General features: G+C 53.4%; 28 protein-coding genes and 3 pseudogenes. 5 read left to right on the top strand and 26 right to left on the bottom strand.

The features are described 5' to 3' along the window. Nucleotides 1-113: 113 nt before the first annotated feature. The 9 genes and pseudogenes from N018_RS28790 to N018_RS25655 all read right to left on the bottom strand — a co-directional run. A pseudogene (locus tag N018_RS28790) lies at nt 114-577 on the bottom strand (type IV secretion system protein); the annotation flags it as partial. Nucleotides 578-755: 178 nt separating this feature from the next. Next, the gene (locus N018_RS25690; protein ID WP_025391080.1) at nt 756-1109 is read right to left on the bottom strand and encodes a hypothetical protein; all 354 of its coding nucleotides are present in this window, start codon (nt 1107-1109) and stop codon (nt 756-758) included. A gap of 28 nt (nt 1110-1137) precedes the next feature. Next, nucleotides 1138-1824, bottom strand: coding sequence for a P-type DNA transfer protein VirB5 (gene virB5 / locus N018_RS25685; RefSeq protein WP_025391079.1), 687 nt, complete (start codon nt 1822-1824; stop codon nt 1138-1140). Further along, nucleotides 1821-4318: pseudogene (locus N018_RS25680) on the bottom strand (VirB4 family type IV secretion system protein). The gene virB5 and the pseudogene N018_RS25680 overlap by 4 nt, the downstream one beginning before the upstream one ends. Then, nucleotides 4233-4709 (bottom strand): VirB3 family type IV secretion system protein, encoded by a 477-nt coding sequence (locus tag N018_RS25675; RefSeq protein WP_040118647.1) that lies wholly within the window; start codon nt 4707-4709, stop codon nt 4233-4235. The pseudogene N018_RS25680 and the gene N018_RS25675 overlap by 86 nt, the downstream one beginning before the upstream one ends. Nucleotides 4710-4721: 12 nt before the next feature. Then, nucleotides 4722-5057 (bottom strand): hypothetical protein, encoded by a 336-nt coding sequence (locus N018_RS25670; RefSeq protein ID WP_025391077.1) that lies wholly within the window; start codon nt 5055-5057, stop codon nt 4722-4724. After that, a pseudogene (locus N018_RS25665) lies at nt 5057-5765 on the bottom strand (lytic transglycosylase domain-containing protein). Before N018_RS25665 ends, N018_RS25670 begins: the two are co-directional and overlap by 1 nt. 12 nt (nt 5766-5777) lie before the next feature. Next, on the bottom strand, nt 5778-6020 hold the full coding sequence (locus N018_RS25660) for a hypothetical protein (protein ID WP_017279420.1): 243 nt from the start codon (nt 6018-6020) through the stop codon (nt 5778-5780). An 88-nt stretch (nt 6021-6108) separates the two neighbouring features. After that, nucleotides 6109-6621 carry a transcription termination/antitermination NusG family protein gene (locus N018_RS25655; RefSeq protein WP_010199861.1) on the bottom strand — a complete coding sequence of 171 codons (513 nt, stop codon included), beginning with the start codon at nt 6619-6621 and terminating at the stop codon, nt 6109-6111. A gap of 247 nt (nt 6622-6868) precedes the next feature. On the opposite strand from N018_RS25655, the gene N018_RS25650 reads away from it, so the two are divergent. Further along, a complete protein-coding gene (locus N018_RS25650; protein WP_025391075.1) occupies nt 6869-7234 on the top strand; it encodes a helix-turn-helix domain-containing protein in 366 nt (121 codons plus the stop codon). Nucleotides 7235-7245: 11 nt separating this feature from the next. On the opposite strand, the gene N018_RS25645 is transcribed toward N018_RS25650, so the two are convergent. Both N018_RS25645 and N018_RS25640 read right to left on the bottom strand, forming a co-directional pair. Further along, nucleotides 7246-7443: a hypothetical protein gene (locus tag N018_RS25645; RefSeq protein ID WP_025391074.1), complete on the bottom strand. Its 198-nt coding sequence runs from the start codon at nt 7441-7443 to the stop codon at nt 7246-7248. Nucleotides 7444-7539: 96 nt separating this feature from the next. Beyond that, nucleotides 7540-8640 (bottom strand): polyamine ABC transporter substrate-binding protein, encoded by a 1101-nt coding sequence (locus N018_RS25640; protein ID WP_025391073.1) that lies wholly within the window; start codon nt 8638-8640, stop codon nt 7540-7542. A 108-nt stretch (nt 8641-8748) separates the two neighbouring features. Between N018_RS25640 and N018_RS25635 the strand changes: the two genes are divergently transcribed. After that, complete coding sequence (locus tag N018_RS25635; RefSeq protein WP_017279416.1) at nt 8749-9522, top strand: helix-turn-helix transcriptional regulator; 774 nt, start codon at nt 8749-8751, stop codon at nt 9520-9522. Nucleotides 9523-9711: 189 nt separating this feature from the next. Here N018_RS25635 and N018_RS25630 read toward each other — a convergent pair whose 3' ends face one another. Both N018_RS25630 and N018_RS25625 read right to left on the bottom strand, forming a co-directional pair. Continuing rightward, complete coding sequence (locus N018_RS25630) at nt 9712-9999, bottom strand: helix-turn-helix domain-containing protein (RefSeq protein WP_025391072.1); 288 nt, start codon at nt 9997-9999, stop codon at nt 9712-9714. 111 nt (nt 10000-10110) lie between these two features. Further along, nucleotides 10111-10437 (bottom strand): type II toxin-antitoxin system RelE/ParE family toxin, encoded by a 327-nt coding sequence (locus tag N018_RS25625; protein WP_025391071.1) that lies wholly within the window; start codon nt 10435-10437, stop codon nt 10111-10113. Between the two features lie 324 nt (nt 10438-10761). On the opposite strand from N018_RS25625, the gene N018_RS25620 reads away from it, so the two are divergent. From N018_RS25620 to N018_RS25610, 3 genes are all read left to right on the top strand, one after another. Further along, complete coding sequence (locus N018_RS25620; RefSeq protein ID WP_025391108.1) at nt 10762-11448, top strand: hypothetical protein; 687 nt, start codon at nt 10762-10764, stop codon at nt 11446-11448. Then, nucleotides 11449-12399 carry a tyrosine-type recombinase/integrase gene (locus tag N018_RS25615; protein WP_025391107.1) on the top strand — a complete coding sequence of 317 codons (951 nt, stop codon included), beginning with the start codon at nt 11449-11451 and terminating at the stop codon, nt 12397-12399. It abuts the gene before it with no gap. A gap of 90 nt (nt 12400-12489) precedes the next feature. Beyond that, nucleotides 12490-13125, top strand: a complete 636-nt coding sequence (locus tag N018_RS25610; RefSeq protein ID WP_025391106.1) for a hypothetical protein — start codon at nt 12490-12492, stop codon at nt 13123-13125. Between the two features lie 321 nt (nt 13126-13446). Here the strand turns inward: N018_RS25610 and N018_RS25605 are convergent, their stop codons facing one another. The 13 genes from N018_RS25605 to N018_RS28455 all read right to left on the bottom strand — a co-directional run bounded on the left by N018_RS25605 (nt 13447) and on the right by N018_RS28455 (nt 23694). Next, nucleotides 13447-14088, bottom strand: a complete 642-nt coding sequence (locus tag N018_RS25605) for an SOS response-associated peptidase (protein WP_025391105.1) — start codon at nt 14086-14088, stop codon at nt 13447-13449. Nucleotides 14089-14319: 231 nt separating this feature from the next. Next, nucleotides 14320-14607, bottom strand: coding sequence for a hypothetical protein (locus N018_RS25600; RefSeq protein WP_025391104.1), 288 nt, complete (start codon nt 14605-14607; stop codon nt 14320-14322). Further along, nucleotides 14597-15247: an AAA family ATPase gene (locus N018_RS25595; protein ID WP_025391103.1), complete on the bottom strand. Its 651-nt coding sequence runs from the start codon at nt 15245-15247 to the stop codon at nt 14597-14599. Before N018_RS25595 ends, N018_RS25600 begins: the two co-directional genes overlap by 11 nt. 112 nt (nt 15248-15359) lie before the next feature. Further along, nucleotides 15360-15560, bottom strand: coding sequence for a hypothetical protein (locus tag N018_RS25590; RefSeq protein WP_003348581.1), 201 nt, complete (start codon nt 15558-15560; stop codon nt 15360-15362). Nucleotides 15561-15897: 337 nt separating this feature from the next. After that, nucleotides 15898-16308 (bottom strand): hypothetical protein, encoded by a 411-nt coding sequence (locus N018_RS25585; protein ID WP_016569388.1) that lies wholly within the window; start codon nt 16306-16308, stop codon nt 15898-15900. Between the two features lie 93 nt (nt 16309-16401). After that, nucleotides 16402-16689 (bottom strand): hypothetical protein, encoded by a 288-nt coding sequence (locus N018_RS27100; protein ID WP_074454502.1) that lies wholly within the window; start codon nt 16687-16689, stop codon nt 16402-16404. 249 nt (nt 16690-16938) lie between these two features. Beyond that, complete coding sequence (locus N018_RS27095; protein WP_031597914.1) at nt 16939-17208, bottom strand: hypothetical protein; 270 nt, start codon at nt 17206-17208, stop codon at nt 16939-16941. A 74-nt stretch (nt 17209-17282) separates the two neighbouring features. After that, nucleotides 17283-18581, bottom strand: a complete 1299-nt coding sequence (locus tag N018_RS25575; RefSeq protein WP_051476212.1) for a Y-family DNA polymerase — start codon at nt 18579-18581, stop codon at nt 17283-17285. Further along, nucleotides 18559-18984, bottom strand: coding sequence for a LexA family protein (locus tag N018_RS25570; protein WP_005782533.1), 426 nt, complete (start codon nt 18982-18984; stop codon nt 18559-18561). Before N018_RS25570 ends, N018_RS25575 begins: the two co-directional genes overlap by 23 nt. Before the next feature lie 138 nt (nt 18985-19122). Next, nucleotides 19123-20436 carry a replication initiation protein gene (locus N018_RS25565; protein ID WP_025391100.1) on the bottom strand — a complete coding sequence of 438 codons (1314 nt, stop codon included), beginning with the start codon at nt 20434-20436 and terminating at the stop codon, nt 19123-19125. A 565-nt stretch (nt 20437-21001) separates the two neighbouring features. After that, nucleotides 21002-21355, bottom strand: a complete 354-nt coding sequence (locus N018_RS25560) for a hypothetical protein (RefSeq protein WP_003407059.1) — start codon at nt 21353-21355, stop codon at nt 21002-21004. After that, nucleotides 21346-21996 (bottom strand): AAA family ATPase, encoded by a 651-nt coding sequence (locus N018_RS25555; RefSeq protein WP_003407061.1) that lies wholly within the window; start codon nt 21994-21996, stop codon nt 21346-21348. The genes N018_RS25560 and N018_RS25555 overlap by 10 nt, the downstream gene beginning before the upstream one ends. Before the next feature lie 129 nt (nt 21997-22125). After that, nucleotides 22126-23694, bottom strand: coding sequence for an LPD7 domain-containing protein (locus N018_RS28455; RefSeq protein ID WP_324294029.1), 1569 nt, complete (start codon nt 23692-23694; stop codon nt 22126-22128). Between the last annotated feature and the right edge of the window lie 531 nt (nt 23695-24225).

The raw sequence follows: 24225 nt of genomic DNA, 5'->3' as shown, positions 1-24225 counted from the left end.
AGCAGGATGACGAAATTACCCGCCAGAGAGGTGTTTAAAGAACCATCTTTGATCATCGCAGTGTTGATAAAGCCAATCTCGATAGCAAGCACGACCGAAACCAGTACCTGAGCCAACATAAAGCCTCCGATGGCTGATGCCCAACCCCAGAAATACTGCTTGGTCTGATCAAACAACAGAAAGGCAATGAATAGAGGCCCTACGGATACAATAGCCGTTGTCGACACCTTCAGCACAAAAAGCGTGGCAACGGCGGCGAGCAAGAACGGGATACCTCCGAGCACATAAAACACCACTCCTTGAATACCCAACCAAACATTAGCAAAACTGGTTGTTATGATATTGAAGTTCATGGCACTTTTAAGCGCTTGCAGGTTCTCGATATACGTAGCAATCAAACTGTCTATCTGGTTGGTTTGCACGCCCTCCTGGCCGGACATGGCCCCCCCATCCAATTGGGGAGGCCGGTGACAAAGGGTACGATTGTATTTACGTACCACTCCAGGTTGAATGCACATGCGGTGATAAAAGCCATTTTTGCAATTTCTTTCGCCACGTCTTCGAAAGCGACGTTCATGCCACGGTACAACCATTGAATGTTTCGAAGCGTGAAGTTGATCAACCACATGGTTCCGAATAGCGCTCCAAGTCCCAGCATCACCTTTGCCATGCCGGTGACCAAAGCGCTTTGCAGAGCGGCATCAACGAAATCAAACAACGTCTGGGCTATTTTTGTTACGTCCATGCCGCCTCCGTTATTTTGATCGGCTATACGTTGTGCCGTCGAAGTGAATAACCTTACCTTCCAAGCGCATGGTTGCAAGACCACCGGCCATGCTTAGCACACTGTCTGACTCTGCTTTTGCTTCAAGTCGCTGCAGGTCTTTTTTCATTTTCCCATACCCCACAATATCAGCTGTGGTTTCAAGGTTAATGTGGAAGACTTCTCCATCCTTTGATATATCCATCACATAGGTTGGCTTGCCCATTCTGGTTTTATTTTCACCGGTCCATCGCCCAACAAATTCTTGCCCTTTATCATCACCGCACCCGGACAGTGCAAATGCAAACAGCACTAAACAAAACAAAGAACTCATTTTTTTAAGCATAGGTCATATTCCCTTGTGAACTTAGTAATCAATCGTAGCTAGGCCGTACGCTAGTTTTACCTTTCATGTAATCACTAAACGCTTGGGCCCGCTGTTCATTTTCCATTTTCTCTTGCTGCTGCTGGAGCATCTGCATGTTGGCCAGCCGCATCTGCTGGTTTTGCTGCTCGATCAGCTCCTGTTGGTAACGCAGCTGTAGATCTTCCTTCTGTTGTGGGGTCTGCACCTCGTTTAACCGGGCCCTTAGCAGCTCGGCGTTCTTGACCCGTTCAGTGCTGGCGTTGTAATTGCGCTCCAGCGCATCGGCAGCCGACATCATCTGATCGAATTTCGCCTGCACGCTGGCATTATCCGAAGTTAAGCCGTAGCGGTCACGCAAACTGGCGATATCCCGTCCCGTGCTATACACATCGGCCCAGTCCCCCAGAGGCATTACCTTGTTCAAGGCTGGGTCGTTCAGGAACCCACCCAACATGTCGTTGCCGGTGATGATGCTTTTGTAGTGGTTGTATTGCTGCGCGGTCTGTGTGATCGCGTCTTTGGCCGTGCTCAGCGCGTCCATCGCCTGCTTGGCCTGGGCCAACGCATTCGCCTTCAGCGCGAGCAGGTTAGACGGATCCAGGACCGGAACGCCTGGTACTGCCGCATGCGCAGCAGGCAGGACTGTGGTCAACATGAGCGCGCTAAGCGCGTAAGCCATCACGTGATTTTTCATGACGAAACCTCGATTTCATTCTGTTCCTGAAGGGCTTTCCAGGCTTTTTGAAAGGCCGGCATCCAGCGCTGTGCATCCCGCGTCTTCATGGACTGGCGCAGGCCCTCGGCATAGTCGAACGCGGGCAGCCATACAGCGGGATCGTCGGTGTTCAACCATTGGCGCACAGCCTCGGCCACCAGGAACGCATCGACCCAGACCATGGGATCGGTCGTGCCCAGGTGTTGCCGAATACGTTCAGCCACTGCCAGGTTCTTTTGAGTGGCGGATAACAGCGGCAACCAATACTTGAGCGGGCCGTCCAGCTCCATTTTCAGCTTCACCGTCTGGTGCCCCTGTTGCACCACCATTTCCCGGCTCAGCGGTCCCATATCACGCACTGCCTCAAACACCTTGCCGGTGACGCCGAACTTGGCGTAGCTCTCGGCCTGGGCTTTCTTGTTTGGGAGCCAGATAGGCGTTGTCACTTGCTGAATGACGGCTGCTGCGTAAGGCGTCGCCAGTGCTTGCTCGGGGTACTGGGTGTCCATGATCAGGATTTCCCCGCGCATGCGTCCGCTCTGCAGGACCTCTTTGATTGCGTCCGCCGTGCTTTTGAACGACAGCGGTGCCCAATACTCGGCCACCACGTTCAACAGCAGATTGCCGGGGCGGGCTTCGTGCATTTCGCGTTTCATGTAGAACAACGTGTTCAGAAACGCTTCCATGACTTCGGGGTGCTTCTCGGCGTAGTCGTTTTTGAGCAACTGCGTGCAGTCAAAGGCCAGACGCCGGTAGGTCTGCGCATTGAACTGGTTGATCGGCGAGTCCAGAACCCAGGCGTACTGACCTTCGCGGCCTTCACCGGCAAACGGCACCATTTCGACAGCCGGGTGTGCAGGCAATTGCCACCCCGATGGGGGATGTTTTGCAGCAGCAGCGACATGCCCCGAAGTCGCACATTGGTATGCGCCATGACCGCTTCGACCGAATCCTTGATCGTGCGCTGGTCGGCTTCATCGGTCTTCGCTGGACCACCGGCGCAGCACAGCACCAGATCATTCAGCATTTGCCGCAACCCAGGACGGTCGTGAAACTGAAACGGGTTGACGCCGGTGAAGTGCCCAGGCTGCACGGTGTAATACTCGGCACCCAACCCACACAGCAGATGTCTCAAAGACTCGTTGTAGTCGATGCTGAAAATCAGCGGATCGAAGCGGCTGAGAAAGGTCAGCAGGATGGCCTCAGCGGTGGTTTTACCCACCCCCCGTTTGGCCTGTGTAAACCGCATGACCTGGCAGCATTTCACCGAGGTTGTTCTGGCCGGGTGGGCTGTCATGCACGTTGAGCACATATAAGGCCTTGTTGACCGTCAGCACCGGCATCACGCCCGTTCCATCACCGATGGGGTTGCCCTTGACCTTGCCCGTGGGAGTGGAGTGCAGGGAAAAGCTGCACGCCAGGTTCTCGGTCGACTTCATCATGGGGTACATGGCCTCGGTCACACCGGGGAACTGCGTGTACCAGGTGTCGATGTTGCTCATGGTCGAACGCACAAAGGTCGCGTCACGCACCGTGAACACCGACGCCATTTTCGTGCCGTTCTCGATGGCCTGGTCCGGGGTGTTGCCGTAGACGATCAGCGAGGCGTGATAACGACCAAACGCCTTGTCGCCAGGGTGATGGCATCGATGGCATTTTCAAGCTCCTCGGTTTGCTTTGAATCGCGCTCGACCGAACCCAGATCCGCCACGTGCTTTTTGAATTTGTCCTTGGCCTTGTTGCGGTCTTCGAACAGAAACGTTTGCACCAGGGTGAACTCGAACTGCTGCTCGATGGCCTCGTCCCACATACCGGGGTAGGTCCCGCCACTGGGGTAGTCGCGCAGGTCAAAGGTAGTCGCGAAACGCTGGCCACCCCGATTGGGCCGGTTCTCGACAAAATCGTAGTTTTCGAAGTTGGTGACGCTATCAATGATCGCGTCACCCAAGCGGGTGTCGCTGACCAGCACGTCTTTTTCGTGCCCGTTAATCAACAGGCTGAAGTAGCGCCCGATCTGCGAGAACAATGCACCGTGTTCGCTTTCCTCAAGGCCCATGATGACCGGGTCATATTCGGCCAGCAACGTAGAGGAAAGTGACAACAGGTCGCTCATACGCTCGATCCCTTCATCAACCTCGCGGTACTTGAGGATCAGCGCAATGCTGTACCCGACCTGGAAGAAGGTGCCGTTGCGAAAGGGTGCCGTGTAAGCGTCCACGAAGTCCTGCAGCGCGGGCAGCGGCAAGGTGTATTGCGTGTCCAGCTCGATGCCTGTCTTGGTGATGTAGGTTTGCAGCATCAGGTGCTTGCCTTCCTTTTTGCCCAGGGCCAGGAAGTAGCGGTTGAGGTTGTGAAACAGTTGGATCAGTTCGTTATCACTGCGGGTTTCACTGGAAACCCCCTTTAACTGGATCAGGCTCACCAGGCGATTGCCGGGTAGGGTCACCATGTGTTCGTGGACCGGATAGCGCATCAATGGCACTTTCTTTTCCGGGGGCATAACGCTTGTGTGAAAATCGTGCGCCATAGAATTCGCTCCATTGCGGATTAAAAGGGGTCAGCAATAACGGTTTGCCGTACTTGAGATTCAGCCAGAGACGCCGCCGTGCAAAGCGGATACGGCGCAAATACTGAGGATCGATCAGGCCCACGACCCTCAAGGCAATGAGGGCAATCAGGAACGGGGAGGCAGCAACCAGGCCCCACACCCAGGACAGCAGGAACGTCGCGGCAACACCGAAGACCAAGCCGCCCATCAGCAACCCCACCATCGGCATGATGGGAATGTTCCAGAACATCGCAGGCCGACTCATGGCGTTGTAGCTTTCGAAGGTCAGTTTCTTGAGTACTTCGTTACTGGCCATAAGCGCTCCTGGTCAACCCGGCACGCCGGTGCCGAACACCTGCCAAGCCGCTGTGCCGAGGAGCACAGATCCACCAACGACCAGCAGCACACCTACCTGCTCCAGGTAGTCCATGAAGGTGTGCGAGCGGTCGCCCGTGGAGCGAGCAATCAGCCACTGGGCACCTGACCAGATCAGGCAAATCAGGCCCAGGGTGCCCGCCAGGGTGTAAAGGCCCAGGCGGATATTGCTGCCCCACTGGTTCAGCGTGGTGAGCCAGTCAGCGGAGGCGATACCGGGCAGGTAGGCCAGAGCCACCAGCAGAATGCCCAGCTCGCCTTTGTTGGGCACAAGGGTACGTTTGATCATCATTGATCCTCTTTAGGGAGAGTTGAGGGTTCTTCAGGGGATACAGCTGGAGGAGCTGGCGCAGCCGGTGGAGCAGAAACAGACGGTGGTGCAGGTGGCAGATAGCGCGGGTACTGACGCAGCACGTCCCAGCTTTCATAGGTCGGCTCAACGGCGGATACCGGGGCCTGAGCGCGCTGGAGCTGGCTTGGCTCAGCGGAGCCGCCTTCCAGCGCAGGGACGGTCACGGTGGTACCGCCTGCGTTGGCCAGCACACGCTGCACATGGCTGCTGCCACCAAATTCGGCCTCGGCCTTAAAGCCACGTTTGGGGTTGCCGCTGTAGTAACAGGAAATGGCTTTGTGCAAAGCGCTTTGCACATCAGGATCGGCTTTACTGGCCTTTACATAGCAGGCCTGTAGCTCTCGCGCTGCCATGCGCAAGTTGGTGCAGGGTTCGAACACAGGTTCGGGTCGACTGACATCGAAATGCTGCCGGTTGATTTGGCCCAGGCCGATGCTGAAATTAGCGCCCTCCTCCACCAGCTGCTTCACCACTAATACAGCTTCATCCAGGCTTTGCGGTTGACGCGGCAACACTTTGCCGACCACGCCAATGGCATAGGGATTGAAGGAAGATTCTGTCTTGACGATGGGGGTAAGCGTGGAAGGGTGTATCGAGGGAGCACATTGCATAGCCAGGGCCAGGAAAGGCACTGGTGGTGAGCATTGCAAATTCCTTCTAGTCGGTAGTAGTGAGAGGCTTCCCAGAAGGCCGCCCTTGAGAATCTTCAATCAGCTTCTCGACGGCTTTTTCAAGAAAGTTATCGATCAGATACCGAGCGAGGTCAGAAGGCGAAATCTGCCTGGAGCTGTTGGTTTCATAACTCACCCGTATCGCGGCTTTATTCAGTGCTTCCACCCTGATCGGTCGGATATATACGCTTGATGTCTTGGTGGTTGCTTCATCTTCGGATGACGCCATGGGAACTCCTAAGGGCTGTGAGAACGCAAAAAAACACCGCCAAGCAAGACCTGGCGGTGAAATGGGAAATCGTGAAAATAGGTAATGCCTAGGCGGCGTTCACCGTCGAATAGAAAACGGTCCCAGAACGCCCGACAAGTCGCTCCAGCGCGGCGTTCTGCGATAGAAGCGCGAAGAAAGCCGCCCTACGGGCAGCTTCAGACTTCATGTCGATGATCAGCCGGAGAGTTTTTTCTAGCTCTGTCGGCACATTGCGAAACTCGATGCAATCAAGTGAACGGTTAGATCGAATCAGCGCAGCAGCCTTTAATTCCTCTACCGTAGAGTCCTGCAAAACACAGGTTCGACCGCCGAACTGAACGAACCCATGGGCACCATTCAACGCTGTGATGGTTGTGGTGTGTGTCACCTCGGGATCGAACCGTAGCAGCAGATAGCCAGGAAACAAACGAACCTCCTTTTCTATCGACGAAGGGCGATCCGTACGTTTGCGAGAGGTGATTCTGACGGGGGAATACACCTCAACGTCTAACCGTTCTATCAATGTCATAAGTGACTGATAAACGGCAGAATTGTGCATCAAAACATGCCAGTTTTTCATAATCAGAACCTTTCGATCAGGCGCTCTTTCGAATTCCGGAACCGCTGGGCCCAGGGGAGAATCATGAGCCATAGAGAGCCGGCTCTATCCGCTTCTGGATCGAAGGAGCTCAATCAGGAAACGGATTTCTAGGAAACAAAATAGATGGAACAGAAAAAAAAGTAAACACTTTTGTATCTAATAGACACATTTGTGACTTTGTGAAGGCGCAAGCAGATGAAATTATTGGTTTTTTTTTGGAGACACTGTGGACACTCTCAGGAGCGTGGTAGGAGCAAAAATCAAAGCCCTTCGGAAGTCTTCTACGTTGAGCCAAGCGGACTTGGCGGAAAAGATTGGCTGCGACGCTCCGCTGATAGGACGTTACGAACGAGGCATAAACCTGCCTGGCATCGAGCAGTTGGTAAGAATCGCAACCGTTTTCAACGTCTCTCCAGGAGAGCTGCTACCTGGTGGCCAAGATGTTCTCCGCACGCGATTGATATCGCTCCGACAAGAACTTTCAGAAAAAATCAATCAGGTCGATTCTCCTGAAAGTCTTGAGGAAATCATCCGTCTTACCGATAAATTCATCGCATACAATAACCCGTCCAAAAAGACACAGTCTGAATAGATGAAAACTCGTTAAATCAGGCCATATTTTTGAGATAACTCCTCTATACGGCTTTTTCTCTGGAAGTTATATATACTCGATTGCACATCGAGAGGTAAGAAACCGTCTGCAACCAACGCAGCATATTTCTCATCCATTCTAACGAGTTGCACCAGCTCTTTGATTTCATCCCGGTGTGGTTTTTCTAGTACAGCGACTGAGGTAGTCATAGCTGATTCTGTCCTCGAATCTATACCATCACTTGAGCGTTCTACTTAGACGAATCTACGCAAAACGCGCTCAATATTCACGGCAAAATTTCCGGCTTAAATACCACTCTTCACTTTGACCCAAGCGCGTGTGCGAATTCGCTCTAGCTTCAACGGAAGGGGCTCTAAAGGGAAAAGCCTACTAATAGTATCTTTATCCAAATAAACCGAAGCGTTATCTCTAAGTTTTGGCTCTACAAACTGCTTTGCATCTTTATTAGCACTAGGGTAAAGGGTGTGATTTGAAGTTTTAGCAATCACTTCAGGGCGCAACATGTAGTTTATAAACGCCATGCCTTCTTGTGGATGAGGGGCATCCTTCAACAACACCATATTCTCTGACCATACCAAAGCGCCTTCGCGAGGGATGGAGTATGCTATCCGACGTCCAGTTTTGTTTTTCTCATTCAACTCTTGCGCTGCAAGCGCACCATTTGCCCATCCTACAACCATACAAATATTACCATCAGCCAGATCAGCATCAATTTTAGATGAGTCAAAATAGCGTACATAAGGACGAATCTTGAGCAATAAGGCTTGAGCTTTCTGATAGTCGTCTGGGTTTTTGCTGTTGTGAGGCAGACCAAGGTAGTGCAAGGCAATCGAAATAATTTCACTCGGAGAGTCGAGCATTGCTACACCGCACTGCTGGAGCTTACTAATATTTTCTTCCTTGAACACCAAATCCCAACTATCCACCGGAGCGTCATCACCTAGTGCGGACTTTATCTTATCGACATCATATCCGATTCCGGTAGTCCCCCAAAGGTAGGGCACTGCGTACTGGTTTCCAGGGTCATTAACAGAAACCTTAGCCAGTATTTCGGAATCAAGGTGCGACCAGTTGCCGAGCTGGCTACGATCCAGAGGTTGGAGCACTCCTGCAATGATCAAGCTCGGCAACACGTTTGAGGTAGCTACTACTACGTCATACCCCGTGCGCCCAGCCATGACCTTGCTCTGCATGATCTCGGCGCTGTCAAAGGAGTCAATGAGCAGTTTGCTGCCGGTTTCGTGCTCGAATTCTTTAGGGGTATCTGGTGCAATGAAGGCATACCAGTTGTATAGATGCACGCTGGTTGGGCTCGCAATCGCAATATTTAGCCCAGCGCTGAACAAAGAGGCAGTAATGATGGTCAACATACGAACGCTTTTCATAGGCTTACTCCATGCCATTGGTCAGTCCCCATTGGTAGGTACCGAATCCATGAGGGCGCAATATAAACGTATCAAGTCAGGTTTTAAATAACCCAATAGGGGTAGACGATGCCAAACCAGCTCCAGGGCCAAATTTGGCACAGATCGATAGCGAAACTAATCGAAAAGCTCAACCGGCCTGAGTTTTGGAATTCGCTAGTCAGATTGCTGAAGGAATATGCACCAGTCGACAACTGGGTTGTGCTGATGTTTGGCAGCGAAGGGGTACAGGCAATTTGCTATCCTGATACCGCTGACGAAGAAGAAATAGATGGGCTGCTCAACCGGTATGTCAAAGGGCTATACATGCTTGACCCCTTCTACATAGCTAATCGAGAAAATCAGCAAAGCGGTTTCTTTCATCTCTTGGACATTGCACCGACTCACTTTTTGGAAACAGAGTACTATCATCTTTATTTTGAACAATTCGTATCAGTAGATGAAGTTCAGTATAACGTTCAGCTTGACTCTGAAAGAACACTTTGTTTATCCATGGGTAGCAAAAGTCGGTTTACTCAGGAGCATATTGCTATATTCGACTTAATCAAACCTTGGGTATTGGCTTTGATGAAGCAACGTATAGCTTCTGATGTTGAAGAAAAAGAAAGCTCTCGACCCCAGCAATGGCAGGACAAGATTATAGAGCTTGCTCCACAACTCACGGGGCGTGAAATTGAAGTTTTAAAGCTGGCTTTGAGTGGTTTTTCAAATAGCGAAATTGCTGGAAAGCTATCGGTATCCCCAGAGACAGTTAAAGTACATCGAAGAAATTTTTACAGTAAGCTCAATATAAAATCTCAATCAGAACTTTTTGCTTATTTCTTTCAAAGCACTATCAGTTAATATCAGTGCCCTACTTATTGTTCCAACAGCCAGAATACGTCTTTACTCTGCGACGCGAATTGGGGGCAGGACAGGGGCGCGTATAACGCGCTAGCTGTGAAAGCGAACGCGCTAAGCTGTGAGCTTGATCCAGCTAATGCGCTGCTGGTCAACATCAAGCCAGGCAGAGCCTCTGTGTAAGACTGAAACTTACGCTTCAGAGCGCTCTCTGACTGTCACTTCAATCTGCAGGCCTGCGCCGGGCAACATCTTCACTAAAGCATCAAGGGAAAATTTATCAATTTTCCCTTTAAGCAGGTCGTTCAGCCTAGGTTGCGTTACCTTCAATCTCAGCGCTGCGTCCTTTTGGGCAAGCTCCCAAGAGCGTACCTTTCGGGTGAGTGCCCGCATCAGCGTCGAACGTAACTGCAAATTTTCAGCTTCTTCCGGCGACTCAACCAACGCATCCCAAATATTGGCGTGGCGTTCGTTTGTCATCATATTTACCTCGATTGATGAATTTACTCGATACATACCTCATAGGGTTAGGGCTATCGTAGTGCACCTAATGCTTAACCCCTAGCAGATGCAAGGGGGTGCCAGTCCGTCTTAGCCCTGCGACTTCAATCTTGTTTTCGCAAGATCAATGTCACGCTTTTCCGTCTTTTTAGTGGTTTTCTGAAACGCATGCAGTACCGAAATCACGCCTGCTCGATTCGCCACATAAAACACGCGAAAAGCCCCTTGTTTTGCTCGAATTTTAATCTCGTATACGCCTGGTCCAACAGTTTTCACAGGCTTGAAGTTGGATGGATCTTCTCCGTGCTTTACCAAGTCAAGCTGGTAGACCACTCGGTCACGAATAACGGGTGGAAAGCTCGCGATATCCTTTTCACTGCTGCCACAAAAATCTACTAACTTCGATACCTCTGCCATTGGTAATACCTTAGTAAGTTTTTGATAAAATTGAGTTTTTTCTCAGTATATGAGTAAGCCATCAGCGTTCCCCAGCTTGGTCACCTGCTTGTTTGAACTGCGACGGCGCGCCGCAATCCAGAAAATCTTGCACTCCCGGCAGGAATGCCATAGGTCCACACCTATGTCTTGCTTTACACCCGAAGGTGTACACGCACATTATATCAAAATCAGTATAAGTCAAGGCGTTTTGTGGCGTCTCGTGTGCGTAAAGAGAAAAGTCGCTTAGCTCCGTCAAAAACTGGTGATAAAATACGTTATCACCACTTTCAAGCCAGGACGCTGATGAGCAGCTCAGACCCCTTTCAGATCCGCGACACCTACATCCGTGTCGACACTATGGCGGACACCTACGCAAGAATTGCGGAAAACGCCTTCGCATTTTTCCTTGACGATGCTGCAGATCCCAGTCCCCTGTTTTGCCCTCCTTACGATCCCACCGGAGCTATGGACCGCGAGGACCGAAAGGCTGCTAACGGCATCAAGACCATCGTCTTTTCAGCCATGGCCATCGAAGCTGCTGTTTTTGACTTGGCAGCCATCCAGCTGGGTGACAAGGTGGCCACCCTATACCTGGATAAAATGGACCTACTTGGCAAGTGGATGATTGTTCCTCGTCTCATCTGCGGTCGCTCCCTCAATGAGAACGGACCTGCGTTCAATAGCCTCAAAGGCCTGGTCAAAGCGCGTAACGCACTGGTTCACCACAAATCCAGGGAATGGGACAGGGAGGGAAAGGCAGAACGGGCCATGACGGATAGATGGGCCATATTCGAGAAAGACCAAGTGCCCAACGCCTTCAAAACATTGGTTTTGCTTTCACTTGAAGTTGATGCTGTGCTGAAAGACTTCCTAGGCGCTCTTCCCTTCTACGGTACAGAGATCTACACCAGCTCACCGCGCCATCCTCGCGTCGAGGAAGTAGTCCATCGTTGCCGGGTGATCCACATAAAAAACTGGAAGGTAGCTTAGATGTCCGAGCTTGTTATCCAACCTGAGCGTCGGCTGACGGCTGCGGAGTTTCAGCACCTGGCTGCGATGCCTGCGGCAGTAGAGTGGTTCGCCAATATTGACAACCCGCGCACGCGTCGTGCGTACCAGAATGACCTGCAGGACTTCTGCAGCTTTGTCGGGCTGGCCGGTGCCGAGGAATTTCGCGCTGTGACCCGCTCTCACGTTTTAGCCTGGCGCGCACAGTTGGAGCTGCGAGGTCTGGCCGGTGCCACGATCCGGCGCAAACTGGCGGCGCTGGCCAGCTTGTTCGATCATCTCCTGGAGAACAACGCGGTCGCCGGCGGCAATCCCGTGCATGGCGTAAAACGGCCTCATATCGAGAGCAATGAAGGCAAGACACCGGCCCTTGGTGATCACCAGGCCAAGCAGCTGCTTGATGCTCCGGACACTGAAACGCTCAAGGGGCTGCGCGACCGGGCAATTCTGGCCGTGCTGCTGTACCACGGCCTGCGTCGGGAGGAAGCGGCGCAACTAAAGACCGGCGATCTGCAGGAGCGACGTGGCATCAAACACCTGCGGGTGCATGGCAAAGGCAGCAAGATCCGCTTTCTGCCGCTCCATCCAGTGGCTGCCGAGCGTATCTATGCGTACCTAGAACGGGATGTTGAACGAGACGCTGCGCCAGGTCCGCTGTTTCGCTCGATGCGTGGGACCACGACAGGTGCTGGTATCACAGCGAACGGCCTTTACACCATTGTTGCGCAGTGGGCGCGCGTGGCAGGCATCGAGGTCGAGCGATTGGGTGTGCATGGTTTGCGAGCAACAGCGGCAACCAATGCGCTGGAGCATGATGCGGATATCGCTAAGGTGCAGATGTGGCTGGGCCATGCCAACATCAGTACCACGCGGCTATACGATAGGCGCGGCCAAAGGCCAGAGGATTCACCGACGTTCAAAGTGAAATACTGAACCTGCTTGTTACGCCTGCGGGAAAGTGGTTGAAGTAAGCTCTATCACCAACATACTCTGCACAGCATAAACCGGAGTAGGAAATCTGCAGTGCAAGGAAAGTATTGGTCGGACCACCAGAAAGCTCATCACATTGAGATTGATGGCGTCTGCTGGCTGCTGGACCATCTCAAAGATACGACAATTGTCGTGGTTATCCCTCCGGCGCCCGGAAATCCCTCTGTCACCCTAACGGTGTCAGTTGAATACAGCTCCCATTGCGTGAGCCGCGGCCCTAAGCAAAAACAGACAATCGACTTCTCAGCGCTCGGGTATGAGCACTTAGTGATTGATTCACGCAACATCCGGCGGGCATTTCACTCGGAGCGCCATGAGTTGTCCTTTCTGCTCCCCGGAATCATTGCGTCGTTCGCCGACCGTCGCTGTTTTTTCACAGGCAAAGAGAACTTTCTGACACTGGAATTAGGCACAGAGATGCCAGGCTATGCGCCCGACACGAAGTATGAAATCTATTTCAATGTACGCAAAGGGGACGGCAAAAACACACTGAAGCTGTTTATCGAAAGCGCCTACGTGAGGGGCGACGAAGACGCAGAAAACGAGCCAGTTAATTTCAAAAAGGCAGACAAGATCAAAGCGTGGAAGCTGTTCTTGAATAAAATTCGCGGGACATCCATCAAAGCAGCAAGGAATAGTGCGCTGAGAATGGGAAAAGGCAGGAAGTAGAAAAAGCAAACCCCCGGTTAAGGGGGTTTCGCGGATGCCTTTAGGGCGTTTATCCCATCAACCGGCACGGCCGGAACCAATGGCAGCATCTGAACACCTCAGACCCAAGGGGCAGAAGCTCCGTATATATCCAGATGGAAGAACCATACTAAAAGATGACGCCAGTGTCAACCTATGAAGCCACCTTGGCGGGGGGAGCACATTTGTACTACATCCCCAAGCGCAGCCTTTACCACCAATGCTACCGCGCCTACGGCTTGGTGGCCGGTGACAGCCAGCGTGACACGCCACCCTGTCGGTCACCGGCTCCAAGTAAGGCTATCACATGTCCACAATCAGCCGATCTGCCGGGTACTGGTTCATAAACGTCATGCTCTGCTCTGGCCGCGCAGTCAACCAGTCCGCATACGAGCCCTTGGGCAACACTACTACCATGCGCTTTTCGTCCTGGGGCTTGTGATACGCCTTCATGAAGTCGTGATCATCCGCATTCACGGTCAGCATGGTGTAGCTGTGCAGGAGCTGGTCGGTGGACGGATCGCGCCACTGCTCCCATAGGCCCGCAATGCCCAGCAGCTCGCCGTCTGCACGGACTATACGCGTGGCAACTGCCTTGCCCGATCGCCAGTCCGGCTCATATATGGCAACCGCCGGGATAATGCAGTGTTGCGCGTGGCGCCATGCATGCCGGAACGACGGTTTCTCTGCAGCTGTCTCTGACCGAGCATTGTACGTGCGCCTGCCAATTTTACTGTCCTTGCTCCAAGACGGGATCAGCCCAAAGGAGCCAGTCAGCACCTCCATAGCAGCAGGAGATTCTTCGTCTTCGGCACGTCCGTCAGGGCTACGCAGGAATGGGCCTATGTAACCAGGCCACAAATCAAGTCTGCCTTGCTCGAACGGTGCTACTCCGAATGCCTCGGCGACCAGATGCGGTGACGGTGCTTCGTAATGGCTGCACATAGAGCCTCACTGGAACATGTAGATGTCCTACTGAGAGACGCCGCCCTGCCCTGCCGTTCCATTTAATCGACTGGTTACACCCTACTGCGACCATGCGCAAAGGCAAAAAAGGGCGCCCTTGGCACCCTCTTCGTATTAGACCCGGAAACCTCTCGGCTTTCGCCTCGGTTGGCCTTGCGCGAGCAATCTTTAGCAATTCATATTTAACAATTATTAATTGCTAAATTTCGGTTAATCCAGCTTGTACCCTTGAGCTTCCAACGCATGCCTGACAATAGCGCTGACCGTCCTGTGTGCTTTCCCGGAGCGCTTGTTTTCACGCACATCGTCCTCAATTTTTTCCAGTATGCCTGGGGGCAAGCTGATCGATACGGGAACTGGCTTCCGCTTATCCGGTGCCTTTGCCAACGGGGTGGAGTCATAAGGCTTGTCAGCAAGCTCTCGGGCCAGACGTTCAGATGCTTCCTCGCTGATCTGCCCCCTCCTATTTGCAGTCTCACTCGCCTTTTTAACTGCCATGGAACACCTCTTTCAACAGACTCTTTATCTCGTTGGCTGCTTCACGGTTTTTCCCTTCTAAAACTGACATGCCCGAAGGAATGGAGTCTTTGTATGCTTTCCGATAGAAGCCGACTGAATCCAAAGGCTTGATCTCAGGATATTCGGAAAGAAATTCCAGGAATTCGCGCCTCTCAGTGATACGAACTGCAGGGTTTGGGGAAGCCATAGATTGATAGGCATATGCCTGCAGGTTTGGGTTTAGATCTCTGCAGCGCAAGACTTGCTCTTGCAGCTCCCCAAGGGTGTCCAGATCGAGCTGGCTGCATTGGTTTGGAGCAATGATGATGTCGGCCACTACTGCTCCGGTGATCAATTCACGCGAGTTTCTACCAGCGACGTCGACAATCACATAATCAAATTTCTCGCTCAGTGTTCGCAGCGTAATCGTGATGTTGTCGCGTTTTTCAATCAGGGTGATCTTCGGTTCCAGTTGTGCTGCCTCACGCTCTGCGTACCATTTCGAGGCGCTGCGTTGCGCATCCGCATCTACCAGGCAGACATCGTAGCCTTCCATTGCCAACCCAGTTGATACGTTTACGGCAGTGGTAGTTTTGCCTACGCCGCCTTTGTTCCCGCCAACGACCACGATTGTGCCCATGGGGGCCTCCTAAATTAATTCGCAATTAATAATTAGCAAATAACAATTAATAATCAGCTTTGCTGGGCTTCTAGTCAAGCCCGATCCAGTGCAGATCGGTCCATACCCCTTCTCAACGATCTAAAACGACCCGTCGCTTGGCTTTGATACCGTCGATGTCTGTCGTTATAAGGATCAACGTGCCGGTAAAACTGTTGCCTGTGTAGAAGCGGATCCACTCAGCTGCACGTGCTGCACTGGTGGTGAATTCGTTGATGATCGTAGTAACACCTTCGTCATCGATGACCGCTCCAGTAAGCGCATAAGAGGTCATATGCCATTCCCTTAGCCCACGATTGGACGGCACAGCACCCTGCGTATCCGAGCGGACACGCAGAGGCCATTCGCTGCAGCCAAAAACAGCTTTCAGGTGATTAGGGAATGCTTACTAAGGAACGACATGAGCGACTCGGCGACGCAGGGTGCTGCAACCTCACCGGCAAACTGTTTTATCCAATAGCGATATTTAGGGTCTGCAAGGTCACGTAACAGCAAAGGACGAGCTGTGATACATTTCATGTTGAGCATGATTTTCCACCAGGTTGATTGTGTTCACGCTGGGGGTGGTTGCACCCATCCCCAGCACCTTCTTTAACTACCTTCTCCTTCTATTAGCCCATGAATGCCAGAATCGGCACGATATCCTGTGGCACTCGACCTGTAAGGATTAGAAAATTTCGCCAGATCTCGTAAGGCACGTCTTGGCTCCCCTCCTTGAACTTCCTAATCCGTCTGTCTGATGCGATGCGAAGTAATCCCGCCAGCTTTTTATCCGTCGCATACGCGTCGAAATGGTCCTGGAAGTGCCGGAAATAGGACCTGACTATTTCTGCGTGAGGTGCTTCCCATCCTTCATGCTTACGCAACAGGTGAGTACGCGGAAACAAAGCCTCGTCCAGATCCTTCGGACCAGGAATGCTAGGTGCGTGCAGGTTTGCTTCGAGCTGCTTTATCGCCTCGCGAGTAGCCATCTCGAAAATCAATCTCTGCTGTTCAGGGATACCAGGTAGCTCAATCTTCATTGTCATCCCATTAATTCATAAATCATAATTATTAATTGCCAATTAATAAAACACACTGAGGAACGTAAAGACTGGGGCCTTGCGGCCCCTTCTTCACCGTGGTGACAGTTCGATACGCTGAACGTCTGAAACACGGATGTTGACCAGGTTCAGCGTCCCTGTTGCCAACCTTTCCCAGTAGCCTTGCTGATGCACATGCATCAACGCGTAGAAAAGGTAGTCAGGTAAAACGATGTCTGTTCGGTTCACCAGGACACCTATGTGTTCAGGATTGAACACTCGCCCTGGTGCGCCGCATCGTTCTGCTGAACCCCGGCGAATTATCCAAAAATGAGCCTCTGGAAAATTCGTCCGGATAGTCGCTACATCTGAAAGTCTCATCTCGTTCCTCGTAGGTGGCAACGACTAGCCCCCTCAGGTTCGAGTGGCTCTCTGCGTGCCACCAACAAGGTCATATTAGGCCCATATGGGCCTAAATGCAAGGTAGTTATTAATTAATATTTGGTAATTAATAAAACAGCAGGTCTTAGCCTGGTAATGCACAACATTAGGTTCACTTTTCCAGCGGGCATAAAAAAAGCCCCCTTCGCTCTGTGCAAGCGAGGGGGCCTTTTGATCACATGGCGAAGCCTAGCGCTTTTTCAAACACTCGAGTTCAACCTCAGTCAGTTGTTCACGGTGTATGTAATAGCCTTCGACCGGTGGAGGCTCATGTAGCTTTCGACCACCTTCCCCAGGAAAAATCGCAGCTATCAGCCCCACAACTGCGGTTTGGCCTTTTGCATCAGGAGATTTTAGAGCCCAAGCTGCCACTTGATAGAGAATCGGAGGATCGTTCGGTCTAACGCCGTCGTGCCGAAAAAACCAATCGTGAGTAGGCGTAATTTGCGTATAAGTCATGTGAGTTTCCTTTTCGTGTCTACGTCAACGAGCGTATGGCATACCGTATCTACGGAGCAACCTTGTTGACTTGGTCACTTAGCTTTTACGACCCACAACTGATCGAGGCGCGTCGTGTAACTCTGGCTCATCTGCTCACGCCGCATGCCCCAATCCGGAGTAACCGGTACTGATCCTGTACGCAGCGTTCCACGTCCCCACTTGCCGTTGATTGAATCCAAAGCAGCCATCAGTCGATCCGAACTCGCCGGCTGATTGGTCATGAAAAGGTCATCGGTAAATTCACCTGGTTGGCAGATATCCATCAGAAGCACTTCTGCTTTGCTGTACCTAAAGCCTGGTCGAAATATCCGCGAAACAGCCTCCGTCGCGTATTGGGTCATCACCCTCACATCGTTGGTGGGGTAGGGCAGCTGGACCAGTGCCCCATTCGCATACTTGGCCTCGTCAAGATTGAACATGCCAGTGCGGATACTCACCCTGATCTTTTTACACACGGAGCCCTGGGCGCGTAGTTTTTCAGACGCACGCATCATGTAGGTGGCCACCGCCTCCTTGATCGGCCCCAGCTCGGTCAATCGCTTGCCGAACATTCTGCTGCAACAAATCTCCTGGCGTGGGGGTTCGACTTCGTCCAGCTCCAGGCACGCGGTACCCGCAAGCTCGCGTGCAGTTTTCTCGATCACAACGCTGAACGTTTTGCGCAGCATCCAGGGATCTGCCATAGCGAGGTCCTTGGCCGACAGGATCTGCATGCCCTCTAGGTGCGCTTTCATTTTTCGACCGATGCCCCAGACCTCACCGACAGAGGTATTGCGCAACACCCAATCGCGTTTTACAGGGTCGCAAATGTCCACGACCCCGCCGGTATGCGCCTGGATACGCTTAGCTGTGTGGTTGGCCAACTTTGCAAGGGTCTTGGTCGGTGCAATCCCCACACCCACCGGAATGCCGGTACAACGGTAGACCTTGGATCGAATCGATCTTCCTAACTCGGTCAAATTGCCAGGCATACCGGTCAGGTCTGCGAACGCCTCATCAATGCTGTAAACCTCAACGGCAGGTACCATGGATTCTATGATGGCCATCACGCGCTGACTCAGGTCGCCATAGAGCCCAAAATTACTACTGAACGCCTGGATGCCGTGCTGACGCAGTAAGTCCTTGATCTGAAAATAAGGCGCACCCATTTTCACATACGGTTTTGCATCGTAGCTGCGGGCAATGACACAACCATCATTTGAGCTAAGAACCACTATGGGAACCTTGGCCAGGTCCGGTCGAAACACCCGCTCACAGCTGGCATAAAACGAGTTGCAATCGACCAGGCCAAACACCGGCGTTGGCTTGTTACTCAAAGCTCGTGACGCCATGTCTCACCACGCCCCATATCGACAGTTCTTCGCCTTCCAGGATATGCCGAGGCGGATAGGCGGGGTTGGCTGACTTCAGCACGACATGGTCACCCTGCAGGATGAGGATTTTGCACAGCGGCTCGTTGTTCACGGCAGCAATGACAATGCTTCCACTGGACGGTTTTCTGGATCGATCCACGACAACGAGGCTGTCATGAAAAATCTTTGCACCCTCCATGCTGTCGCCATCGATCTTGGCCACATAGATGTGAGGCGCACGTAAATCCATCAACCGGTCGAATGAAAAGTCCTGCTCGATGTGGTCCGCAGCAGGATTAGGAAAACCGGCAGGGATTTTGAAAGTGTAGAAGGGTATGACCTTTCCGGACCCGCACAACCGACCGAGTATTTTGACGTTCATGAAGCGAACCTGGCTGGGAACAGAGTTAACTGTATGGACGTACAGTTAACGACTCACAGCCTCAACACGTCAACTCAAGCCGACCAGCAGCACGGAAAGCAATAGCTGCACGCACTGAATTCATACGCGCACTCCCCATCATGAACCATCCTCATGTTCTTTTTTTAAGGGCTCTCCGACTTGCGGCCCCTTCGTGACCGCAGATATCTGATGTACACCGGATTGCACACCCGAGGCGCGGCCATCAGCAGGCTGGCCAACGAGGGCCTGAACGGGTGGGGTAGCGGGTGAACGATCTTGCCGAAGTGGTACGGGCACAGCCTTACGGCTGGCCCTGAGAACGCTCACAGTGGCCGGTTGCAAAACTTCGGTAAGGATGTGCGTGTAGCTGGCCACCGTTCTCACCGAAACGCCGGCGAGCGTGGCAATGGCAGAACGCACCAACGCTTTGCCCTGGTCCTGAAGCTGCCTGCACGCGGCGCGGATCTTAGATTCTGTGGCTTTGTGCCGCAGCTCATTAGTGCGCTTGGCCGCCAGGCTCTGCCGTTCCGTGAGCGACAAGCTGCCATCGAGCTGCATGGCCCCTCGGTGGCAACGGCGATCACCGGTGTAGCGATCCCACGTCCAGCGGCCTACGGATTTGACCGTAGCGCGTATCGACGACAGGGGCAGGTTTTCCGAAAACCCCTGCTTTAGAAAGCTATTGTGGTTGTAGGCATACGCATCGAGCGAGCGCATGAAAGACTCAAACGACCCCAGCTCGCGCTCGCGATTGACGATGCTGTACGCAAAATAACGCAGCTGCTCGAACAGGATGCAGTGCCGCGAATGGCTGACCTGGTCAAGCTTGGGACCAGTGGCCCATGGCTTGACGGTCAGCTCTACCGCGCTCGCCAGTTCGCCCAGTTCATAGACGTGGCTGTGGAATTCAGTCGTCTCCCACCAGGGGTGACCAGGTGTTTTGGCCACAGGGCCACCGTGGTAGTCCACGTCCGCGTCGAGGCGAGCGGCAAACGCGGCATAGATCGCTTTCATGTACTGAATCGGCTTGGCTCGTGCGTTCTCGGTGGTGCACACGGACGGCACGGCATAGAACAATTGGGAATGGCCGCTTTTTCGGTTACGCACCATCAGGTTCGGCGCGGGCAACCCGGCATCGTCCCAGGCCAGGGCGTTGGCGTGGTCCAGGTCGAACACCAGCCAGGACACCATGCCGGGGCGATTGACCTGCATATAGGGATAACGAAGCGCGTACTCACGAGGGCGAACGCGGGTCGCGGTTTTGTCATCGCTGCATCGCGCCATGTACGGCGCTTCCAGCAATAACCGATTGAGCGCGGTGCCGTCTTCGAAAAACCGCGCTGGCGGAAGGTGAGTGCTGCTGGCCAGCGGATCGGCGTTGGCCATGAGTGAGGTCGCGAGGGAAAGGCTGAGCGCATTGTCGTGGCTCATGCTTCACCGCCTTGGCCAGCAGGTTGGCCAACGGCGTGAAAGTGTGTGACACAAAGGGTCAACCGGGGGGGCAGGGTGCGGTCATCGAGAACGCACAGCCGCTGAAGAATCTTTTCCATAAGTCCACCGTTCAGCGGTGAACTGATGGCTTCACTTTTGACGACTTGCACAAAGCCGCAGTGAACGCCATAATCAGCTCACGTTATGTGTGTTGGACAGGTCTCCTTCTCTCGAAAAAAGCAAGGCCTGTTCAAGTTTTTCCAAAAAGCCCCGCCGGCAAGCGGGGCTTTTTGGTTTCTGCTATTTGGCTAAATCGTTAGAAATTTTCCCGTCTACGCTCATTCGAGCATGAAAAATATGGCATCCCAGCAACGGTGGGCAGGCAAAGTGCGTGAACACTATCACCCGGATTCCCCATCCGCAATGAAAATGCCATTTTTTTAAGCTTATATTCCACCAACTTTTCAGCCTAGTGCGCATGGCCATAACCCTTGCGTGGCGGGGCTTTCAACGAAAGTACTGATGTAATTTATGCAACAGTAATAACTTACGTAAGTTATAGCACTTACTCGTCTTCCATAGAATCGGTTATGGGTTCAGCATTAGATGCATTCTCAAGCAGCGCAATGAGGTCAGCCTTATCAAGCTCTTGGAGGGCCATGATTCCAGCCCGAATCACATCGGATCTAGATATGCGGAAGGTCCGTGGCAAAAGAGAAATCTTATCTATCTGCCTGTTAACGTCCTTGGAGAGGGAAAAAGTAGTACGTACGAATGTAGAAGCTTTCTTACGCTTGCGCTTAGGCTCGGGCGTGGCACTAACGGGCGCTGCAGATATGAAAGCCAGCGCTGCTTCGTCGTTGGCCTCCGAAGACGGGGAGACCTGCTCAGGCTTACGAATCAAATCTTTCAATCCCATTTTGCAGCCCCCCAAAGCTCTGCTGCCAACGTCTCTATCTCTTCTTTAGCACGTGCATCAGAGTTGCTCTCCAAGACCGAACATCCGTCTTCATCCGCATCGTCGTAGACATTGCGAGCTGTAGTAATCGCGTCAAGAGGTTGAATGCCGAAGGAGCGGCATGCTTCTTTGGCATCCAATATCCGCTGTATCTGGCTAGGAAGGGCAGGGCATTGGGTGATCACTGCACGCACGTTCAATGCTGGGTTCACTGCAGTAGCCAGTCGTGCCAGGTTATCGACCTTTGGAAGGGTCTTGAGATCTCGCCGCTTGGGCCGGAAAGGGATCAACATATGAGTTGCTACCGTCATAGCTGACCGCAGTGCCTCCGAATCAGATCCTCCAGCATCGACCACAATTTGCCTGTACCGGCCCCGAAGGTCTGTCAGCGTTTGACGAATATTGCCGTGTGCTTGCACAACAGGAATCGCAGGGAGGTCTCCCTGTGCAGAGCGTTCAGCAGCCCAGTCTGCGGTTGTGCCCTGAGGGTCGGCATCTAGAAGCAGGACGTCACCTCCGCGAGCCTGCAGCCAGACGGCCAGGTTTTGAGCCAGACAGCTTTTACCGCTGCCGCCTTTTTCACCACCTAAAAGTAAGATCATGAACTGCCCTTGATACTGATTATTGAAGTGACATAACTTACATAAGTTATGGAAAATTTGCTACAAGGAATCTACTGAGTCGCCTGGAAGGGACCCACCTCCACACAAGGAGGTGGGTTCTCACTCGGTTCAATCCACACTCATACCGTCATCTTCATCCGGGGATGACAGCTCCGGTGTGCCTGCTGCTGCGGCCTGTCCCTTGGGCGTGGTCTCGGCCACTTCCCGTTCAGGCGCGACCGGCTGCGCTGACCATTCGCGGCGGTTGACCGTTTTGTCTGTGACAGTGCCGTCCTCTTCGATGACCTGCACCACGACAGGCTGGGTGCCCAGGTCTTGCAAACGTACCTGGTCGCCTTGCTTCAGATCCGCGTCGCTCATGGCCTCTTCCAGCCCTACGCCCCACACCGTGCGGGGCTTACCGCCCTCGGGCTTGAGCGTCACGAAGTAGCTCATCTGGTTGTCGTCATTGTGCTGATACGGTGCTTCCCCATGCTCGATAAGCGTGCCCTCGATGACTTTGCTCCTGGACGGAGCTGTCTGGCCCGTTGCTGCTTGAGGTGTCGGAAACAGACGCTCTTCCACCTCATTGACTATCTGGGCAGCCATCGCCGTGAGGTGGTCTAGGTCATCGACCAACTTAGGCGAGTTTTCGACTTGCTTGTAAGCGGCGACGATGCTGGCTTTGAACGCTTCACGGTAGCTGTCGTTTTCCATGTAAGCCGTCAGCAGGGCAGCCGCTTCCGGGGTCTTGTCATTCGTCGCAATGATCCAGACGGCATGGTCTTCACCTCGCAAACCCATGACCGTATCAGAGGCCCTGACCTCCGCTTCGGACATCGGGAAATCACGACGCCATTGCGCTTCAAGCCGGACCAGCTCGCTTGGGCTCTGCAGGTCAGGGTCGTTGGCCAGCGCAGGCTTCGCGGCTTCTGGGCTTACCGGTTCAGACACGGCGTCTGAAGGCGTCGGCACATTGGCCTGCGCTTCAGACGTTGCTGATGCTGCGGAATTCGCAGCCGGTTGCGCACGCTGCGCCTGCCACTGTGCAAATGCCTGGTCGCCCTTGGGCTGGCCGCGTTCTGGAATGCCTAGGGTGATGGCCACCGTCTCCACGAACGCAATGCGCTCCGGCTCGGGAACAGTGTCGAGCTGGGTGGCCAGCGCCTGGCTAACCTGGTCAGCCGTTTTTCCTTGGCCATACAGCGCTTCGATAGGCACGGTAACGCCCAGGTGATCCGCTTGGTCCCGCACGTCCCGTGTGGCGTCATCAACGTGCCGAGGCAAGTCGGTGGCAGGACCAATGCTCTGGCCATCACGTTCGATATCCAGCTCTGCACGGCGGTCCGCCAGGCTTTGATTCATGGCCTTGTCGGTGAAATGCACGTCCAGGCCATTCTTGGCCACCGCCTCGATCACCAGCTTTTTGAATTCGGCAGTGCCGTTGATCGTCAGTGTGCTGCCAAACCTTTCCCGGGCCAGCTGGAGGGCTACGGACACCCCGGCTTCGGTGATGCCCGTGCGGCGCATGGAAATGGTGGTGCCCGTGTCGACAAACAAAGTCTTGTCGGTCTGTTTGTCCAGGTAATGCACGTTCTGACTGAACTTGGCCTTGCGCGTGTAAAGATCCTTGGCGCTGAGGTCGCGGGCCCGCTCACTGGCGGCGACTGGATCAACCTGTTTGGCGAAGCGATCCATGACCCGCTTCACCCGTTCACGCACGCCTTCGGGGGCAGGTCCCCTCGCGCCGCTAATGCTGAAGCCTGGGTCTTCTTTTTCATCGTCTAAGAGATTGCGTATAGCTGCACTGCCCATGAGATTTACCTCGATGTTGGGTTTCGGGTTGTGGAACTGTTCACGCGCTTTGAGCCGCTCGAACGTCAGCACGGAAACCAGCTGCGCCTTGTCTTGGCGGGTTAAGCGTTGATCGGAGAACACGGCGCGCCTGAGCGCGAAATACTGCTGATCGATCCGGCGTATGGCCCGGCGGTGGGCCGGAGCGATCTGGTTGTGCTGAGCCTGCCGCGTGAAATACGCGGCCACCGTGGAGGCGTGTTTGTTAACGGTCAGAGCCTTGATGGAAGCCCGCTTGAACACCAGCGCCTTGTCTGCAGGTCGCTTGAGCGGATCGAACAGCATCCGGGCGCGCTGCTCGATGTCAGCCACCGTCGCGACCCGGTGCGGGTTCTTGGCGTAAGGCGGGACAGCACCAGGCCGCCATTGACGGGG

Origin of the sequence: Pseudomonas syringae CC1557 (genome assembly GCF_000452705.1) — a bacterium.
Taxonomy (GTDB): Bacteria; Pseudomonadota; Gammaproteobacteria; order Pseudomonadales; family Pseudomonadaceae; genus Aquipseudomonas; species Aquipseudomonas syringae_F.
Note: the sequence above shows the minus strand (reverse complement) of the source record. Positions and strands in the feature narration are given on the sequence as shown.

What these genes read in the sequence shown, in the direction of transcription:
- N018_RS25575 (WP_051476212.1), bottom strand. Translation starts at nt 18,581, where the DNA reads ATGGCGTCACGAGCTTTGAGTAACAAGCCAACGCCGGTGTTTGGCCTG.
- virB5 (WP_025391079.1), bottom strand. Translation starts at nt 1,824, where the DNA reads ATGAAAAATCACGTGATGGCTTACGCGCTTAGCGCGCTCATGTTGACC.
- N018_RS25590 (WP_003348581.1), bottom strand. Translation starts at nt 15,560, where the DNA reads ATGACCTCTTATGCGCTTACTGGAGCGGTCATCGATGACGAAGGTGTT.
- N018_RS25605 (WP_025391105.1), bottom strand. Translation starts at nt 14,088, where the DNA reads ATGTGCAGCCATTACGAAGCACCGTCACCGCATCTGGTCGCCGAGGCA.
- N018_RS25655 (WP_010199861.1), bottom strand. Translation starts at nt 6,621, where the DNA reads ATGAAAAACTGGCATGTTTTGATGCACAATTCTGCCGTTTATCAGTCA.
- N018_RS25585 (WP_016569388.1), bottom strand. Translation starts at nt 16,308, where the DNA reads ATGAAGATTGAGCTACCTGGTATCCCTGAACAGCAGAGATTGATTTTC.
- N018_RS25635 (WP_017279416.1), top strand. Translation starts at nt 8,749, where the DNA reads ATGCCAAACCAGCTCCAGGGCCAAATTTGGCACAGATCGATAGCGAAA.
- N018_RS25645 (WP_025391074.1), bottom strand. Translation starts at nt 7,443, where the DNA reads ATGACTACCTCAGTCGCTGTACTAGAAAAACCACACCGGGATGAAATC.
- N018_RS25625 (WP_025391071.1), bottom strand. Translation starts at nt 10,437, where the DNA reads ATGGCAGAGGTATCGAAGTTAGTAGATTTTTGTGGCAGCAGTGAAAAG.
- N018_RS25555 (WP_003407061.1), bottom strand. Translation starts at nt 21,996, where the DNA reads ATGATCTTACTTTTAGGTGGTGAAAAAGGCGGCAGCGGTAAAAGCTGT.
- N018_RS25660 (WP_017279420.1), bottom strand. Translation starts at nt 6,020, where the DNA reads ATGGCGTCATCCGAAGATGAAGCAACCACCAAGACATCAAGCGTATAT.
- N018_RS25600 (WP_025391104.1), bottom strand. Translation starts at nt 14,607, where the DNA reads ATGGCAGTTAAAAAGGCGAGTGAGACTGCAAATAGGAGGGGGCAGATC.
- N018_RS27095 (WP_031597914.1), bottom strand. Translation starts at nt 17,208, where the DNA reads ATGACTTATACGCAAATTACGCCTACTCACGATTGGTTTTTTCGGCAC.
- N018_RS25615 (WP_025391107.1), top strand. Translation starts at nt 11,449, where the DNA reads ATGTCCGAGCTTGTTATCCAACCTGAGCGTCGGCTGACGGCTGCGGAG.
- N018_RS25560 (WP_003407059.1), bottom strand. Translation starts at nt 21,355, where the DNA reads ATGGGATTGAAAGATTTGATTCGTAAGCCTGAGCAGGTCTCCCCGTCT.
- N018_RS25570 (WP_005782533.1), bottom strand. Translation starts at nt 18,984, where the DNA reads ATGAACGTCAAAATACTCGGTCGGTTGTGCGGGTCCGGAAAGGTCATA.
- N018_RS25675 (WP_040118647.1), bottom strand. Translation starts at nt 4,709, where the DNA reads ATGGCCAGTAACGAAGTACTCAAGAAACTGACCTTCGAAAGCTACAAC.
- N018_RS25630 (WP_025391072.1), bottom strand. Translation starts at nt 9,999, where the DNA reads ATGACAAACGAACGCCACGCCAATATTTGGGATGCGTTGGTTGAGTCG.
- N018_RS25565 (WP_025391100.1), bottom strand. Translation starts at nt 20,436, where the DNA reads ATGAGCCACGACAATGCGCTCAGCCTTTCCCTCGCGACCTCACTCATG.
- N018_RS25620 (WP_025391108.1), top strand. Translation starts at nt 10,762, where the DNA reads ATGAGCAGCTCAGACCCCTTTCAGATCCGCGACACCTACATCCGTGTC.
- N018_RS25690 (WP_025391080.1), bottom strand. Translation starts at nt 1,109, where the DNA reads ATGCTTAAAAAAATGAGTTCTTTGTTTTGTTTAGTGCTGTTTGCATTT.
- N018_RS27100 (WP_074454502.1), bottom strand. Translation starts at nt 16,689, where the DNA reads ATGAGACTTTCAGATGTAGCGACTATCCGGACGAATTTTCCAGAGGCT.
- N018_RS28455 (WP_324294029.1), bottom strand. Translation starts at nt 23,694, where the DNA reads ATGGATCGCTTCGCCAAACAGGTTGATCCAGTCGCCGCCAGTGAGCGG.
- N018_RS25640 (WP_025391073.1), bottom strand. Translation starts at nt 8,640, where the DNA reads ATGAAAAGCGTTCGTATGTTGACCATCATTACTGCCTCTTTGTTCAGC.
- N018_RS25595 (WP_025391103.1), bottom strand. Translation starts at nt 15,247, where the DNA reads ATGGGCACAATCGTGGTCGTTGGCGGGAACAAAGGCGGCGTAGGCAAA.
- N018_RS25670 (WP_025391077.1), bottom strand. Translation starts at nt 5,057, where the DNA reads ATGATCAAACGTACCCTTGTGCCCAACAAAGGCGAGCTGGGCATTCTG.